Raw genomic sequence first — 12,880 nt, 5'->3', positions numbered from 1 at the left:
GATGAACGGTGAGCGCGCTCACGGGTCGGGGCAGCTCCGGCGCCGGTACCGTTCCTTCCCGGGTGCGCGACCCGCCACCTGCCGCCAGAGAGGGAGCCACCCGTGCCGGATGCCGAGCAGGTGCTCGCCGACGCCCTCGCGGCGGCGCGCGGCACCGACGTACGCGCGGCCGAGGGGGCCCTGGACCGGCTGGTCGTCGGCGACCCGCCGGCGGTGGACGCGGCGCTGCTCGCCCGGCTGACCCGCGGCGTGGCGCGGCTCTGGCCGCGCGGCTGGCAACCCGTCGACCTGGAACGGATCGCCACCCGGCGGCTGACCCCGCGGGGCGCCCGGCTGCTCCGGGACGTGCTGGCGGCGCAGCGGCGTGCCATGCCCGAACCGGTCCCGTCGTGGTTCGACGACCAGCTCGCCGAGCTGGGCGCCCGCTGGGACGGTGACCCGGGCTGGCTGGACCGGCGCGCCGAGGGCGACCGGATCAGCGCCCTGCGGGACGCCGTCGACGCGCTCGCCCTGGTGGCCGGGCTCCCGCCGATCGCGGTGCTCCGCCCACCGCCCGGAGGACCGGCCGCCGCCCCGCGCACCGCCGCCCCGGCCACCGGCTCACGGATGCTGGACCGGGTCCGCGCGCTGCTCGCCAAGGCGGAGTCGACCACCTTCCCGGCCGAGGCGGAGGCGCTCACCGGCAAGGCCCAGGAGCTGATGGCGCGGCACAGCATCGACGCCGCCCTGCTCGACGCCGCCGCCGAGCGACCCGACCGGCCCAGTGGCGTGCGGCTCGGCACCGACGCCCCGTACGCGGCGGCCAAGGCGCTGCTCATCCAGGAGGTGGCGGCGGCCAACCGGTGCGAGTCGATCTGGTCCGACGACCTGGGCTTCGCCACCGTGCTCGGCTTCCCGGCCGACCTGGCCGCCGTCGAGCTGCTGCACACCTCGCTGCTCGTGCAGGCCACCGCCGCGATGCTGCGCGGCCGGGGCGAGCGCCGCACGGGCGGCGGCCGGCGCACCAAGGGCTTCGACGAGTCGTTCCTCAACGCGTTCGCGCTCCGGATCGGCGAGCGGCTGCGGGCGGCCACCGCGGCGGCGGCCGAGGAACGGGCCGACGACCGGCTGCTCCCGGTGCTCGCCGCCCGCTCGGACGCGGTCCGCGAACGGGTCGACCAGCTCTTCCCCGGCGTGACCCGACACCGGCTCCAGGTCCGCGACGCGGAGGGCTGGAGCTCGGGCACCACGGCCGCCGACCGCGCCTCCCTCGACACCGGCGCCCCGGCGCGCCGCCCGCTGCGTGGGGGCCGCTGAAATTTCCTCCGGGAGGATGTCGGATCAGGAGCGCCGGCTCCGACCCGTCTGCGAGAGGCGCCACCGCCGGTGGCCCCGACCCGAGGAGTAGACCGTGAAGTACATGCTGCTGATCTGGAACCGGCCCGGCTTCGTCGAGGAGCTGTCCGAGGAGGAGCGGAACGCGATCTTCAGTGACGTCGACGTCATCATGAAGGAGCTGACCGAGTCCGGCGAGCTGGTGGGCGGCGAGGCGCTGGCCCACCCGTCGCAGACGCGTACCGTCCGGCCCGGCGCCGGGGGCGCCGAGATCACCGACGGGCCGTTCGTGGAGAGCAAGGAGCAGTTCGCCGGCTACCTGATGGTCGACTGCGAGACGCCGGAGCGGGCCGCCGAGATCGCCGCCAGCTGGCCGGATGTCGCGCGCGGCGTCGGCGTGCTGGAGGTGCGGCCGGTGATGGAGCAGGCCGGGACGGAGATGTGACCGAGCGGGCGGTCGAGGACCTGCTGCGGACGCTCGCGCCGCAGGTCCTCGGCGTGCTCGTGCGCCGGCACGGCCAGTTCTACGCCTGCGAGGACGCCGTCCAGGAGGCGCTGCTCGCCGCCGCGACCCAGTGGCCGGCCCAGGGCGTGCCGGACCATCCCCGCTCCTGGCTGGTGACCGTGGCGACCCGCCGCCTCACCGACGAGTGGCGCAGCGAACGGGCCCGCCGGGACCGCGAGGTCGCGGTGGCGGTCCGGGAACCGGCGTACGCCGCGGTCGCCCCGGCGGCCGACGAGGAGGCGCCGAGCGGGGACGACACGCTGAAGCTGCTCTTCCTCTGCTGCCACCCGGCGCTCACGGTCAGCGCCCAGGTGGCGCTAACCCTGCGTGCGGTGGGCGGGTTGAGCACCGCCGAGATCGCCCGGGCGTACCTGGTGCCCGAGGCCACGATGAGCCAGCGGATCCGCCGGGCCAAGCAGCGGATCGAGGCCGCCGGAGCCCGGTTCGCCATGCCCTCGGCGGCCGACCGCGACGCGCGGCTGCGCGCCGTCCTGCACGTCCTCTACCTGGTCTTCAACGAGGGTTACACCGCCTCCAGCGGGACGGAACTGCACCGGACCGAGCTGACCGGGGAGGCGATCCGGCTGGCCCGCGAGCTTCGCCGGCTGCTCCCCGGCGACGGCGAGGTGGCCGGACTGCTGGCCCTGATGCTGCTCACCGACGCGCACCGGGCGGCACGCACCGGTCCGGGCGGTGAACTGGTGCCGCTCGCCGAGCAGGACCGCACGCGCTGGGACCGGGCCGAGATCGACGAGGGCGTCGCCCTGGTGACCGAGGCGCTGACCTGGTCGGCCCCCGGCCCCTACCAGGTGCAGGCCGCCATCGCGGCGGTGCACGCGGAGGCGCCGACCGCGGCCGACACCGACTGGCGGCAGATCGTGGCGCTCTACCGGGTGCTGGCCCGGCTCGCGCCGAACCCGATGGTCACCCTCAACCAGGCCGCCGCGGTGGCCATGGTGGACGGGCCGCGGGCCGGGCTCGCGCTGCTGGCGCCGCTCGACGCCGACGAGCGCACCGCCGGCCATCACCGGCTCGCCGCGGTCCGCGCCCACCTCCTCGAACTGGCCGGGGACCGGGCCGGCGCCCGGACCGCCTACCTGGCCGCCGCCCGGGCCACCACCAGCCTGCCCGAGCAGCACTACCTTGAGGTACGCGCCGCGCGGCTGGCCACCGACCGATGAGTTCCGCCGGACGGGCGAGTCCACCGGACATGGGAGAGGTCACCAGTCAACTGTCGGTGTCGCTGGACGGGTACGCCGCGGCGCCGGGGCAGAGCCGGCAGGATCCGCTCGGTCGGGGCGGCCTGCGGCTGCACGAGTGGCTCTTCGCCACCGAGAGCTGGCGCGGGCAGCACCGGCAGGCCGGCGGGGAGCGGAACGTCGACGCCGAGCTGGTCGAGGAGCTGATTGCGGGCGTCGGGGCGTACGTGATGGGGCGCCGCATGTTCGGCGGCGGCGAGGGCGGGTGGGACCCGGACTGGACCGGCTGGTGGGGTGACGACCCGCCATGGCGGGTCCCGGTCTTCGTGCTGACCCACCACCCGCGCGAGCCGCTCGTCATGCGGGGCGGGACGGAGTTCCACTTCGTCACCGACGGCATCGAAGCGGCGCTGGCGCGGGCCCGCGCGGCGGCCGGCGACCGCGATGTGGCCGTGGCGGGCGGGGCGAGCGCGGTACGGCAGTATCTCGCCGCCGGGCTGCTCGACTCGCTCTGGCTGCACGTGGTGCCGATCGTCCTGGGCGGCGGCACGCCGCTCTTCGACGGCCCACTCGACGTGCCCCTGGAGCCGGTGCGGGTGGTCGCGGCCCCGACGGTCACGCACATCCGGTACCGGGTCGCGCGCTGACCCCTTGGATCAGAACAGCCGCCCCCGGTACGGGTGCGGTCGCTTCCACGTCTCCTCCCACAGCAGCAGATCAGCCTGCCACCGCGGGAGGTCCGGGTGGTACTCGCGGATCAGGTGCGTCCGCTCCGGCATGCTCACCAGAAAGCGCCAGTACCGCTCCAGCACCTCACGGACCTCCGAGACGGGATACTCGCCGTGTTGGCCCTCCAGCCACAGGTTCTGAAGCGACACGCATTCAGGGGTGAACCCCGCCTGGAATTTGTCACTGCTCCACTCCTCGGCCGGCCGCCGGCCGTTCGAGACGTCGTCGATCATTTCCAGCGCGTCCAGGCAGACCCGGAAGTAGATGGAGATGTCGGTGATCAGCCAGACGCCGAGCGCCTCGTAGCGAGCGTCGTCGACCTCGTACAGCGGGAGCCGGAACCGGTCGAGCGAGAAGGAGATGTCGACCCTCAGAACAGCCGCCCACGGTACGGGTGCGGGCGACCCCACTTCTCCTCCCAGCGCAGCAGATCGGCCTGCCACTCGGGAAGCTCAGGGTGATAATCCCGGACGAGCTGTCGGCGCTCCGGCAGAGCGACAAGGAAATGCCAGTAGGTCTCGAGCGCCTCGCGAATCTCTGCCACCGAATACCGCGCCTCGTCGCCCTCCACCCATTCGTTGCGGAACATGAATCCGTCCGGAGTGAAGGAGACCTCGTAGTTCTCGCTGCTCCACGGCTCGAAGGGCGGCCGTCCGTTGGTGATGTCGTCCGCCATCGCCAGTCCGTCGAGGCAGGCCAGCATGTCGCGCGAGATGTCGGTGATGATCCAGCCACCGAGGGGCTGGTACCGCAGGTCCTCTACCTCGAAGACCGGCAGGCGGTACTGGTCGAGCGCGAAGCGGATGAAACTCACGGCGTGACTCCCGGGGGTTCATTGACAAGCGGCCATCCATGGGTGAATCCGCCGGAGTTATTGTAGAAGCCCTCGATGGTGACACCTCGATACGTCCCACGCCAGGTGTTGGTGCCGGGGACCCTGGTGGCGTTCTGGAAGGCGCCAGCAATCGCGGAGTCGACCTGGGCCGGCGTCCAGTCGTCTGGAAAGAACGAGCTGCGCCCGCCATTACCGGCCTTCGGCTTCCAGGCGCCGTGCGGCGGGTTGAGGGTCGGGTCGAAGAACTCCGGTTCCGCCCGGTAGGCCCCTGTGGCCGGGTCACGCAAGGTGGTGCCGGGCTTGAGCCGGCGGCCTGGGAAGTCCTGGCCGCCCGGCCGGTAGTGATAGCCCGACCCCTTCGGCTGCCCGGGCTTCACGTGGCCACCGAAGACGTGGTCCCGGAAGTGGGCGTTCATCCGCCCCGGACGGTTGCGCTTGTTGGCCCGCTTCAGATACTGGAGCGCCGCGCGCATCAGGCGGCCGCTGGCCTTCCCCGATCCCTTGGCCATCAGCGCGTCACCCGTCGAGGAGCTTCCAGATGACCTCTTGGACGAGGTTGCCGACGATGGTGCGGGCCAACTGCTGGAAGATCGGGATCTCCAGGAGCGAGGCGCCGAAGGTGACCGCCGCCGTGGCGACCGCCTGGGCGATCTGGATGGCCAGGATGACCAGTTGCACGATCACGGCGATCTTGAGGGCGAGCACGATCGCGCCGCAGATGATCAGCCCGGTGCCGGTGAGCACCGCGGCGGTCACCCCGTCGCGGAGGCTGTCGGCGGGGCTGTCCTCCCGGTTCCACCAGGACTGGAAGGCGGTGATGTCCTGGCCCGTGTGGCTGGACCAGACGCTGGCCGCCCCGGTGTTCGCCTCGGCCACGACGCCGGACAGGGTGCCGGAGAAGCGGATCCAGGCGTTGCCCATCTCGAAGAGCTTGACCTCGTCGGCCTCCGGCCAGGTGTAGCCGAGGACGCCGAGCAGCGAGCGCAGCTCGCCGGGTAGCTCCAGCCCCACCGTCAGCCTCCCAGCGCCTGCCGCAGCCCGTCGAAGCCCTGTTTGATCGAGGCCTCGATCTCGGCGTAACGGGCGGCCATGTCGGTGAGGTCGGTGCCGGCGGCGGCGATCTCACCGAGGGCGGTGTCGAAGCACTCGAAGGCGAACGCGGAGACCTCGTCGTGGGCGGCGCCGATGAGCGAACCGATGTCGTCGGAGCCCCAGGGCCGGCCGAAGGCGGCCAGCTCGGCCTGGAACGCCGTCATGGCCTGGCTGAACCGGGTGGCCACGTCGCCCAGTGCGCGACCGGAACCGCCCAGCCCGTCCGGGTCGACCTCGATCGCCATCACCGGCCGCCCTGGCGGGACAGCCGGTCCTGGGCCTCGACCAGGGCGTCGGTGAAGGCGGTGAGCTGGCGGCCGGCGTCCTCCTGGATCCGGCGCAGCTGCTCGCCGAGCGAGCCGAGGTCGACCTCGCCGGACACCGCGGCGGTCGCCTTCTCCTGGAGGTCGGCCAGCGCCGCGTTGACCGCCTCGCTGATCTGCTCGGCCAGGGACTCGCTCGGCAGGCGCATCACCCGGGGGTCGAGAGTCAGCCCGGTGACCCGCCCGGGCGGGCCGGCCGTCACCCGGACCAGGCCGTCGGCCGCCTCGCCGACCCCCTCCGGCGGTGGGGGCGCCTCGCCGTCGGCGCCGGCCGTGAAGCGGCCCAGCGCGGACATGGTCTCGGACAGCACGCGGCCGAGGCCGGACGGATCGACGGGGTGCGCCATGTCGAGCTCCTCCGGGGTCGAGGTCGTCTCGCATGCTACGCAGTCCGCGCCACCCGTGGTGACCCCGTGTGCGCGACTGTGGACAGTGTGATGTGGATGACCCGGGCCGTCAGGCGCGGCACTCCCGGGTGAGCCGCTGCGGGATCTCGACGAACGTGGAGCCGAGCCACTTCACCGGGGTCGACGACTTCGCCCCGGCCTCGATCCGCCGGGCGGCGTCGGTGACCAGTGCCTTGATCTCCGGGTCCTCGGCCCGGGTGGCCTGCCGGCGTACGTCGTCGGCCAGGTCCGCGAGGTCGACCTTGACCTGGTCGTTGATCTGCTCGGGGGTGAGCTGCCGGCGGGTCGCCGCCGCGGAGTCGGCGGCGATCTCCTTGCTCTTGTCGATGATCAGCTTGTCGACCGCGGCGCAGACGGCGGCGGTGTTCGCCGCGGTGACCGGCGACGGCGTGGCGGTGGCCGCGGGCGCGGGCGCGGCCGTGACGGTGGGCGCGGCGGTCGGCTCGCCGGCCGGCGCGGCGCCCTGTTCCCCGGTGGACTGGCAGGCCGCGGCGAGCGCGGTCACCGTCACCAGGGCGGCGGCGCGGATCGCGGTGGTACCGGACATGGTTCTCCCGTACGTTCGGCGGCCGTGGTTCCGGCCGGCTCGGGCGGTGACGGCGCGCGGCGGGTGGACCACCGCCACGCGCAGCAGGCCGGGCCGGCAGGGCTGCCGGCCCGGCGACGCGTACGACAGTAGTCAGCTCTTGAAGGCGTCCTTGATCTTCTCGCCGGCCTGCTTGAGGTTGGCGGCGGCCTGGTCGTTGCGACCCTCGGCCTCCAGGCGCTCGTCGTCGGTGGCCCGGCCCACGCCCTCCTTGACCTTGCCGGCGGTGTTCTCGGTCGCGTTGTCGATCTTGTCGTCGATGCCCATGTGAACCTCCACTCAGCAGTTTCCTGACCAGGTGGAGGTACCCCGGCCGCCACCCGCTCAACCGCACCGCCCGGGTGAACGGACGCCGCCGCCGGACCCGGACGACCCGGGGCCGGCGGCGGCGTCGGTGGTCAGCCGACCGGGCGGAAGCCGCGCAGGCGGAGGCTGTTCGCCACCACGAAGACCGACGAGAACGCCATCGCGGCGCCGGCGATCATCGGGTTGAGCAGGCCGGCGGCGGCCAGCGGCAGGGCGGCCAGGTTGTAGGCGAAGGCCCAGAACAGGTTGCCCTTGATGATGGCGAGGGTCCGCCGGGAGAGCCGGATGGCGTCCACGGCGGCCATCAGGTCGCCCCGGACCAGGGTCAGGTCGGACGCCTCGATCGCCACGTCGGTGCCGGTGCCCATGGCCAGACCCAGGTCGGCCCGGGCCAGCGCGGCGGCGTCGTTGATCCCGTCGCCGACCATGGCGACGGTCCGCCCCTCGCCCTGGAGCCGCTCGACCACGTCCACCTTGTCGGCCGGCAGCACCTCGGCGATCACCTCGTCGATGCCGACCTCGGCGGCCACCGCCTTCGCCACCGTGGCGTTGTCGCCGGTGAGCAGCACCGGGGTCAGCCCCAGCTCGCGCAGCCGGGCGACGGCCGCCCTGCTGGTCGGCTTCACCACGTCGGCCACCGCGAGGACGCCGCGGGCGCGTCCGTCCCAGCCGGCCAGGACCGCCGTCCGACCGGCGGCCTCCGCGCCGGTCGCCGCCCGCACGACCTCCTCGGGTACGTCGAGACCGCGCTCGCGCAGCAGCCGGAGCCGTCCGACCACCACCTCGCGGCCGTCGACCGTGCCGGTCACGCCGAGGCCCTCGGCGTTGGCGAACCCGGTGACCGCGGGCAGCGGTCCCGCCTCGGCGGCGCCGTCGGCGACGGCACGGGCGATCGGGTGCTCGGAGGCGCCCTCCAGCGCGCCGGCCAGCCGGAGCAGCTCGGCGGCGTCCACACCCTCGGCGGGCAGCACGTCGACCAGGGTCATCTTCCCGGTGGTGACGGTGCCGGTCTTGTCCAGCACCACGGTGTCGACCTGGCGGGTGGACTCCAGCACCTCCGGTCCCTTGATCAGGATGCCGAGCTGGGCGCCGCGCCCGGTGCCGACCAGCAGCGCGGTCGGGGTGGCGAGGCCCAGCGCGCAGGGGCAGGCGATGATCAGCACCGCCACCGCGGCGGTGAACGCGGCCGCCGTCCCGGCCCCGGTGCCCAGCCACCAGCCCAGCGTGCCGGCGGCCAGGGCGATCACGATGGGCACGAAGACCCCGGAGATGCGGTCGGCGAGCCGCTGCACGGCCGCCTTGCCGGTCTGTGCCTGCTCCACCAGCCGCGCCATCTGGGCGAGCTGGGTGTCCCCGCCCACCCGGGTGGCCCGGACCACGAGCCGGCCGCCGGCGTTGACGGTGGCGCCGACGACGGTGTCCCCCGGCCCCACCTCGACCGGCACGGACTCACCGGTGAGCATGCTGGCGTCGACCGCCGAGGTGCCCTCGTCGACCACACCGTCGGTGGCGACCTTCTCGCCCGGGCGGACCACGAACCGGTCGCCGACGACCAGCTGGTCCACCGGGATCCGGGTCTCCTGCCCGCCGCGCAGCACCGCGACGTCCCTGGCACCCAGCTCGAGCAGGGCGCGCAGGGCGGCGCCGGCGGTCCGCTTCGACCGGGCCTCGAAGTACCGGCCGGCGAGGATGAACACGGTCACCCCGGCCGCGGCCTCCAGGTAGATGTTGCCGGCCCCGTCGGTGCGGGTGATGTCGAAGCGGAACGGGTGGGTCATCCCGGGCATGCCGGCGTCGCCGAGGAAGAGCGCCCAGAGCGACCAGCCGAACGCGGCCAGGGTGCCGAGCGAGACCAGGGTGTCCATGGTCGCCGCGCCGTGCCGCAGGTTGATCCAGGCGGCCCGGTGGAACGGCAGCCCGCCGTACACCACCACCGGGGCGGCCAGGGTCAGCGACAGCCACTGCCAGTAGTCGAACTGCCAGGCCGGCACCATGGCGAGCACGATCACCGGCACGGTCAGCACGACCGACACCCACAGCCGGGTACGGAGGCCGCGCAGTTCGTCCACCGGTTCGGTGGTCGCCTCGGCCGCCGCCCGGGTGGGCGGCGGCGGGACGACGGCCGTGTAGCCGGTCTTCTCGACGGTGGCGATCAGGTCGGCCGGGGTGACCTCGTCGGCGTACCGGACGCTGGCCTTCTCGGTGGCGTAGTTGACCGTGGCCTCGACGCCGTCCATCCGGTTGAGCTTCTTCTCGATCCGCGCGGCGCAGGAGGCGCAGGTCATCCCGCCGATCGCGAGTTCGATCATGTTCGGCGCGACCGGCAGGGACTTCGCGGTCGATGTCATCGCGGCACCTCCGGTCAGTTGTGCCCGTGCCCCGGGGTGCCGTGGTCGGCGTCCGGGGTCGGTGCGGTCGTGGGGGCCGGCGCGGCGGGCGCCGGGGCGCTCTGGTCTCCGGCCACCACGGTGAACTCCGCGGTGTGCACCGCGTCGCCGTGCCGGAAGTCCAGGTAGAGACGGTACGTGCCGGCCGAGGGCACCTCGGCGGCGAAGGTGACCGCCGGCCCGGCCGGGGTCCGCCCGTCGCCGGGCGCGCCCTCCGGGTGCACGTGCAGGTACGCCAGGTCGCCCTGGCGCAGCGCCACCAGGTGCCCGTACGCCCCGAGGTAGGGCTGGAGGTCGGTGACCGGGCGGCCGTCCCGGCTGACGGTCAGGGTGAGCCGGCTGGTCCGGCCGGGCTGCGGGGCACCGGTGAGGGTGACCGTGTAGCCGTCGACCGTGGTGCTGGTCGCCGGCGCCGGCAGCGGCCGGGAGTCCAGCGTGCCGGGGACGGTGACGTCGACCCCGAGGGTGAGCGGCTCGCCACCGGTCGGGGTGAAGTCGGCGAACGCCCGCCAGACGCCCGGCCCGGCGAGCAGAGAGGCGACCCGCCAGGTGCCGTCGGCGGCCAGCTCCGGGTGGACGTGCCGGAAGCCGGAGAGGTCACGGCGGGCGACGATCAGGTGCATGCGCTTGTCGTGCGCCACGTCGTAGGAGGTGACGGGCCGGCCGTCCGGGCCGGTGATCCGGAAGGCGAACTCGCCCGCCGGGGCGCTCACCGGCTGGAGCGTGTAGCCGCGGTCGGAGACGAGCAGCCCGCCGGGCAGGTGGGTGGTGGCGGTGGCCGCGTGGCCCCCGTCGCCGTGGTCGGATCCGGCGGAGTCGTGGTTGGCGTCGGTGGCGTCGTGGCGGGTCTCGGCGGCCGGGGTGACGGGGCCGGTCAGGTGACCGACCCCGTACGCCGTGCCGAACACCGCCGCGAGCCCGAGGGCGAAGCCGCTCAGTTTCGTCGCCGTGTTCATCGTGGTACCTCGGTTTCTTCGGGTCCCGGACCCGTCACGCGCCGACGAGGTCGTAACCGGCCTCGTCCACGGCGGCGCGGACGGTGTCCGTGTCCAACGGGCTCTCACTGGTGACGGTGACCCGGCCGGAGGCCAGGTCGACCTGGACGTCGGTGACGCCCGGCAGCGCGCTCACCTCGGTGCTGACCGAGTTGACGCAGTGCCCGCAGGTCATGCCCTGCACCTGGTACGTGGTGGTGACCATCGGAATCTCCCTTCCCGCCGCCTCGATCCTATACCCCCTGGGGGTAGCCGGAGGAGAGACGACTGCCACTCTGCCGTTACCGTTACCCGGTGGGGGTATCGGCCACACGAGGACCGTACCATACCCCCAAGGGGTACGGTATCCTCGACGTCATGACCGCACCGACGACCCCGACCCGGGGCTACACCGCCAGCAAGGACCAGCTGCTCGCGCGGCTCCGCCGCATCGAGGGCCAGGTCCGCGGCATCGAGAAGATGGTCGAGGACGACCGTTACTGCATCGACGTGCTGACCCAGATCTCCGCCATCCAGGCCGCCCTCGACAAGGTCGGCCTCGGCCTGCTGGACGGGCACGCCCGGCACTGCATGCACGAGGGCGCCGCCGAGGGCCGCGCCGACGAGATGGCCACCGAGATGATGGCCGCGGTCGGCCGCCTCATGAAGCGCGGCTGACCCCGGCCGGGTGCCCCGCCGCGAGCGGTCGGGGCACCCGACGGGTCCCTCAGAGCCGGTCGAGCATCTTCCTCATGGCGTCGATCTCGCCCTGCTGGCCGGTGAGGATCTGCTGGGCGAGTGCCCTGGTGTCCGGGTTGGCGCCCCGGGCGAGCTCCTCCCGCGCCATGGTGATCGCGCCCTCGTGGTGGGCGATCATCATGGTGAGGAACTGCCGGTCGAAGTCGCTGCCGGACGCCGCGCCCAGCCTGGCCATCTCGGCCTCGGACATCATCCCGGGCATGCCGTGGTCCATCCCGGGCATGCCGTGCCCGGCAGCCGTCGAGGGTGCCGGCCGGCCCCAGGCGGCCAGCCAACCGCTCATGGTCGCGATCTCCGGCGCCTGGGCCGCCTTGATCTGCCCGGCCAGCCGCTTCACCTCCGGGTCGGCGGCCCGGCTCTCGGCCAGCTCGGACATCGCCACGGCCTGCTGGTGGTGCGGGATCATCATCTGGGCGAACATCACGTCCGCCTCGCCGAACGAGGCCGGGGCGCCGGCGGTGGCCGTCCCGGTACGGGCCGCGCCCGGCGAGCCGTGACCTGAGGTCGAGTGGTCGCCGCCACAGGCGGCCAGCGTGAGGGCGGCGGCGAACGTGGCGCCGGCCAGGGCGGCCCGGCGCGCGAGGATACGAGTGGACACGAGTGTGTGCCTTTCGGGTGTCGGAACGTACGCAGCGGACGGCGGACGCGGAGCACCGGTGGTCCGGTCCCCCCGCGCCGGGGCGTCCTATCTGCGCAGCACCGACGCCGTCGCCAGGCGTAACCCGTGGGGCCGGGGTGGAGCGCGCGGGCCGGTGGCGAGCCGGAGCACGCCGCCGGCCGCCGGGGCGGCGCCGCGCGGCCCGGCCCTCGGCAGCACGGCGAGCAGCAGCACGACGGCGAACGCGCCCAGCACGGCCAGGCAGACGCTCCATCCGGACGGGTCGCCGCCCGGATGGGTCAACGGCAGCGCGCGCACCGGGCAGCCGTCGTCCACGCAGCCCGCGGCGGTGCTGGCCTCGCCGGTGTGTCCGGCCGCGTGGGCGGCCGGTTGCCCCGCCGACGCGTGCCCGCCGTGGCCGAGGGTGTGCATCGCGGTCAACCCGACCAGCGTGCAGAGCAGCAGCAGGAGCCGGACCGACCGCCCGGTCACCGCCGTCCGCATCGCCACGCCCTCACCGTAGCCAACCACCCGCGCGATCCGGCCCGGAACCGCCGCCGGTCGGCTCCGGGCCCGCGTCTCGTCCCCGGCCCGGTCAGCTCACCTGGCTACCATTCCCGGCGACGACCCGGCCCGCATCGCTCCGCGAGCATCCGGGCCACCCGGTGAACCGACCGGCCCGCCAGACACGTATCCCGCTTGCGAATCGTTGGGAGAAACGCCATGGGCGCCGACCACACCCGTCCCGCGCCGTCCGCCCCGCCGGGCGTGCGGCGCATCCTGGTCGCGACGGTCGTGCCGCTCTTCGTGATCACCGTGGTCGCCGCGCTGGTGCTCTGGCCCCGGCTGGACCGGGAATCCGCCGA

18 protein-coding genes and 1 pseudogene are annotated in these 12,880 nt (G+C 74.0%); 6 read left to right on the top strand and 13 right to left on the bottom strand.

Annotated features, from left to right (window positions below; genetic code table 11):
* The first annotated feature begins 102 nt into the window (after positions 1–102).
* The 4 genes from ACW0Q9_RS23125 to ACW0Q9_RS23110 all read left to right on the top strand — a co-directional run bounded on the left by ACW0Q9_RS23125 (position 103) and on the right by ACW0Q9_RS23110 (position 3,665).
* Positions 103–1,296, top strand: coding sequence for a DUF2786 domain-containing protein (locus ACW0Q9_RS23125; protein WP_456184598.1), 1,194 nt, complete (start codon positions 103–105; stop codon positions 1,294–1,296).
* 103 nt (positions 1,297–1,399) lie between these two features.
* A complete protein-coding gene (locus ACW0Q9_RS23120) occupies positions 1,400–1,759 on the top strand; it encodes a YciI family protein (RefSeq protein WP_244282719.1) in 360 nt (119 codons plus the stop codon).
* The gene (locus tag ACW0Q9_RS23115) at positions 1,756–3,000 is read left to right on the top strand and encodes an RNA polymerase sigma factor (protein ID WP_456184596.1); all 1,245 of its coding nucleotides are present in this window, start codon (positions 1,756–1,758) and stop codon (positions 2,998–3,000) included. The genes ACW0Q9_RS23120 and ACW0Q9_RS23115 overlap by 4 nt, the downstream gene beginning before the upstream one ends.
* A 29-nt stretch (positions 3,001–3,029) precedes the next feature.
* Positions 3,030–3,665 (top strand): dihydrofolate reductase family protein, encoded by a 636-nt coding sequence (locus tag ACW0Q9_RS23110; protein ID WP_456184594.1) that lies wholly within the window; start codon positions 3,030–3,032, stop codon positions 3,663–3,665.
* 9 nt (positions 3,666–3,674) lie between these two features.
* Here the strand turns inward: ACW0Q9_RS23110 and ACW0Q9_RS23105 are convergent, their stop codons facing one another.
* From ACW0Q9_RS23105 to ACW0Q9_RS23055, 11 genes are all read right to left on the bottom strand, one after another.
* Positions 3,675–4,157: a hypothetical protein gene (locus ACW0Q9_RS23105; protein ID WP_456184592.1), complete on the bottom strand. Its 483-nt coding sequence runs from the start codon at positions 4,155–4,157 to the stop codon at positions 3,675–3,677.
* The gene (locus tag ACW0Q9_RS23100; protein ID WP_456184590.1) at positions 4,118–4,561 is read right to left on the bottom strand and encodes a hypothetical protein; all 444 of its coding nucleotides are present in this window, start codon (positions 4,559–4,561) and stop codon (positions 4,118–4,120) included. Before ACW0Q9_RS23100 ends, ACW0Q9_RS23105 begins: the two co-directional genes overlap by 40 nt.
* The gene (locus tag ACW0Q9_RS23095; protein ID WP_456184588.1) at positions 4,558–5,091 is read right to left on the bottom strand and encodes an EndoU domain-containing protein; all 534 of its coding nucleotides are present in this window, start codon (positions 5,089–5,091) and stop codon (positions 4,558–4,560) included. Before ACW0Q9_RS23095 ends, ACW0Q9_RS23100 begins: the two co-directional genes overlap by 4 nt.
* A 7-nt stretch (positions 5,092–5,098) precedes the next feature.
* The gene (locus ACW0Q9_RS23090; RefSeq protein ID WP_456184586.1) at positions 5,099–5,593 is read right to left on the bottom strand and encodes a WXG100-like domain-containing protein; all 495 of its coding nucleotides are present in this window, start codon (positions 5,591–5,593) and stop codon (positions 5,099–5,101) included.
* Between the two features lie 2 nt (positions 5,594–5,595).
* A complete protein-coding gene (locus tag ACW0Q9_RS23085; protein WP_456184584.1) occupies positions 5,596–5,919 on the bottom strand; it encodes a hypothetical protein in 324 nt (107 codons plus the stop codon).
* The gene (locus ACW0Q9_RS23080) at positions 5,919–6,344 is read right to left on the bottom strand and encodes a YbaB/EbfC family nucleoid-associated protein (protein ID WP_456184582.1); all 426 of its coding nucleotides are present in this window, start codon (positions 6,342–6,344) and stop codon (positions 5,919–5,921) included. Before ACW0Q9_RS23080 ends, ACW0Q9_RS23085 begins: the two co-directional genes overlap by 1 nt.
* A gap of 109 nt (positions 6,345–6,453) precedes the next feature.
* Positions 6,454–6,951, bottom strand: a complete 498-nt coding sequence (locus ACW0Q9_RS23075) for a hypothetical protein (RefSeq protein ID WP_456184580.1) — start codon at positions 6,949–6,951, stop codon at positions 6,454–6,456.
* A 132-nt stretch (positions 6,952–7,083) separates the two neighbouring features.
* Entirely contained in the window at positions 7,084–7,257 is a 174-nt protein-coding gene (locus tag ACW0Q9_RS23070; protein WP_091260889.1) for a CsbD family protein, read from the bottom strand.
* Between the two features lie 131 nt (positions 7,258–7,388).
* On the bottom strand, positions 7,389–9,644 hold the full coding sequence (locus ACW0Q9_RS23065) for a heavy metal translocating P-type ATPase (RefSeq protein ID WP_456184577.1): 2,256 nt from the start codon (positions 9,642–9,644) through the stop codon (positions 7,389–7,391).
* A 14-nt stretch (positions 9,645–9,658) separates the two neighbouring features.
* The gene (locus ACW0Q9_RS23060) at positions 9,659–10,639 is read right to left on the bottom strand and encodes a hypothetical protein (RefSeq protein ID WP_456184575.1); all 981 of its coding nucleotides are present in this window, start codon (positions 10,637–10,639) and stop codon (positions 9,659–9,661) included.
* A 34-nt stretch (positions 10,640–10,673) separates the two neighbouring features.
* Positions 10,674–10,883 carry a heavy-metal-associated domain-containing protein gene (locus ACW0Q9_RS23055; protein WP_091314797.1) on the bottom strand — a complete coding sequence of 70 codons (210 nt, stop codon included), beginning with the start codon at positions 10,881–10,883 and terminating at the stop codon, positions 10,674–10,676.
* A gap of 152 nt (positions 10,884–11,035) precedes the next feature.
* Here ACW0Q9_RS23055 and ACW0Q9_RS23050 point away from each other — a divergent pair, with 152 nt between their 5' ends.
* Positions 11,036–11,335 carry a metal-sensitive transcriptional regulator gene (locus tag ACW0Q9_RS23050; RefSeq protein ID WP_046568942.1) on the top strand — a complete coding sequence of 100 codons (300 nt, stop codon included), beginning with the start codon at positions 11,036–11,038 and terminating at the stop codon, positions 11,333–11,335.
* Positions 11,336–11,384: 49 nt separating this feature from the next.
* Here ACW0Q9_RS23050 and ACW0Q9_RS23045 read toward each other — a convergent pair whose 3' ends face one another.
* Both ACW0Q9_RS23045 and ACW0Q9_RS23040 read right to left on the bottom strand, forming a co-directional pair.
* A complete protein-coding gene (locus ACW0Q9_RS23045; RefSeq protein WP_456184572.1) occupies positions 11,385–12,014 on the bottom strand; it encodes a DUF305 domain-containing protein in 630 nt (209 codons plus the stop codon).
* An 87-nt stretch (positions 12,015–12,101) separates the two neighbouring features.
* Positions 12,102–12,518 (bottom strand): DUF6153 family protein, encoded by a 417-nt coding sequence (locus ACW0Q9_RS23040; protein ID WP_456184600.1) that lies wholly within the window; start codon positions 12,516–12,518, stop codon positions 12,102–12,104.
* 219 nt (positions 12,519–12,737) lie between these two features.
* Between ACW0Q9_RS23040 and ACW0Q9_RS23035 the strand changes: the two are divergent.
* A pseudogene (locus ACW0Q9_RS23035) lies at positions 12,738–12,880 on the top strand (YibE/F family protein); the annotation flags it as partial.

Source organism: Micromonospora sp. I033 (genome assembly GCF_053890995.1).
This window is presented reverse-complemented; position numbering and strand designations above follow the sequence as displayed.

Excerpts from the sequence above, each read along its gene's own strand:
- ACW0Q9_RS23080 (WP_456184582.1), bottom strand. The coding sequence starts at position 6,344 with ATGGCGCACCCCGTCGATCCGTCCGGCCTCGGCCGCGTGCTGTCCGAG.
- ACW0Q9_RS23065 (WP_456184577.1), bottom strand. The coding sequence starts at position 9,644 with ATGACATCGACCGCGAAGTCCCTGCCGGTCGCGCCGAACATGATCGAA.
- ACW0Q9_RS23085 (WP_456184584.1), bottom strand. The coding sequence starts at position 5,919 with ATGGCGATCGAGGTCGACCCGGACGGGCTGGGCGGTTCCGGTCGCGCA.
- ACW0Q9_RS23055 (WP_091314797.1), bottom strand. The coding sequence starts at position 10,883 with ATGGTCACCACCACGTACCAGGTGCAGGGCATGACCTGCGGGCACTGC.
- ACW0Q9_RS23070 (WP_091260889.1), bottom strand. The coding sequence starts at position 7,257 with ATGGGCATCGACGACAAGATCGACAACGCGACCGAGAACACCGCCGGC.
- ACW0Q9_RS23075 (WP_456184580.1), bottom strand. The coding sequence starts at position 6,951 with ATGTCCGGTACCACCGCGATCCGCGCCGCCGCCCTGGTGACGGTGACC.
- ACW0Q9_RS23120 (WP_244282719.1), top strand. The coding sequence starts at position 1,400 with ATGCTGCTGATCTGGAACCGGCCCGGCTTCGTCGAGGAGCTGTCCGAG.
- ACW0Q9_RS23060 (WP_456184575.1), bottom strand. The coding sequence starts at position 10,639 with ATGAACACGGCGACGAAACTGAGCGGCTTCGCCCTCGGGCTCGCGGCG.
- ACW0Q9_RS23110 (WP_456184594.1), top strand. The coding sequence starts at position 3,030 with ATGGGAGAGGTCACCAGTCAACTGTCGGTGTCGCTGGACGGGTACGCC.
- ACW0Q9_RS23095 (WP_456184588.1), bottom strand. The coding sequence starts at position 5,091 with ATGGCCAAGGGATCGGGGAAGGCCAGCGGCCGCCTGATGCGCGCGGCG.
- ACW0Q9_RS23040 (WP_456184600.1), bottom strand. The coding sequence starts at position 12,518 with ATGCGGACGGCGGTGACCGGGCGGTCGGTCCGGCTCCTGCTGCTGCTC.
- ACW0Q9_RS23050 (WP_046568942.1), top strand. The coding sequence starts at position 11,036 with ATGACCGCACCGACGACCCCGACCCGGGGCTACACCGCCAGCAAGGAC.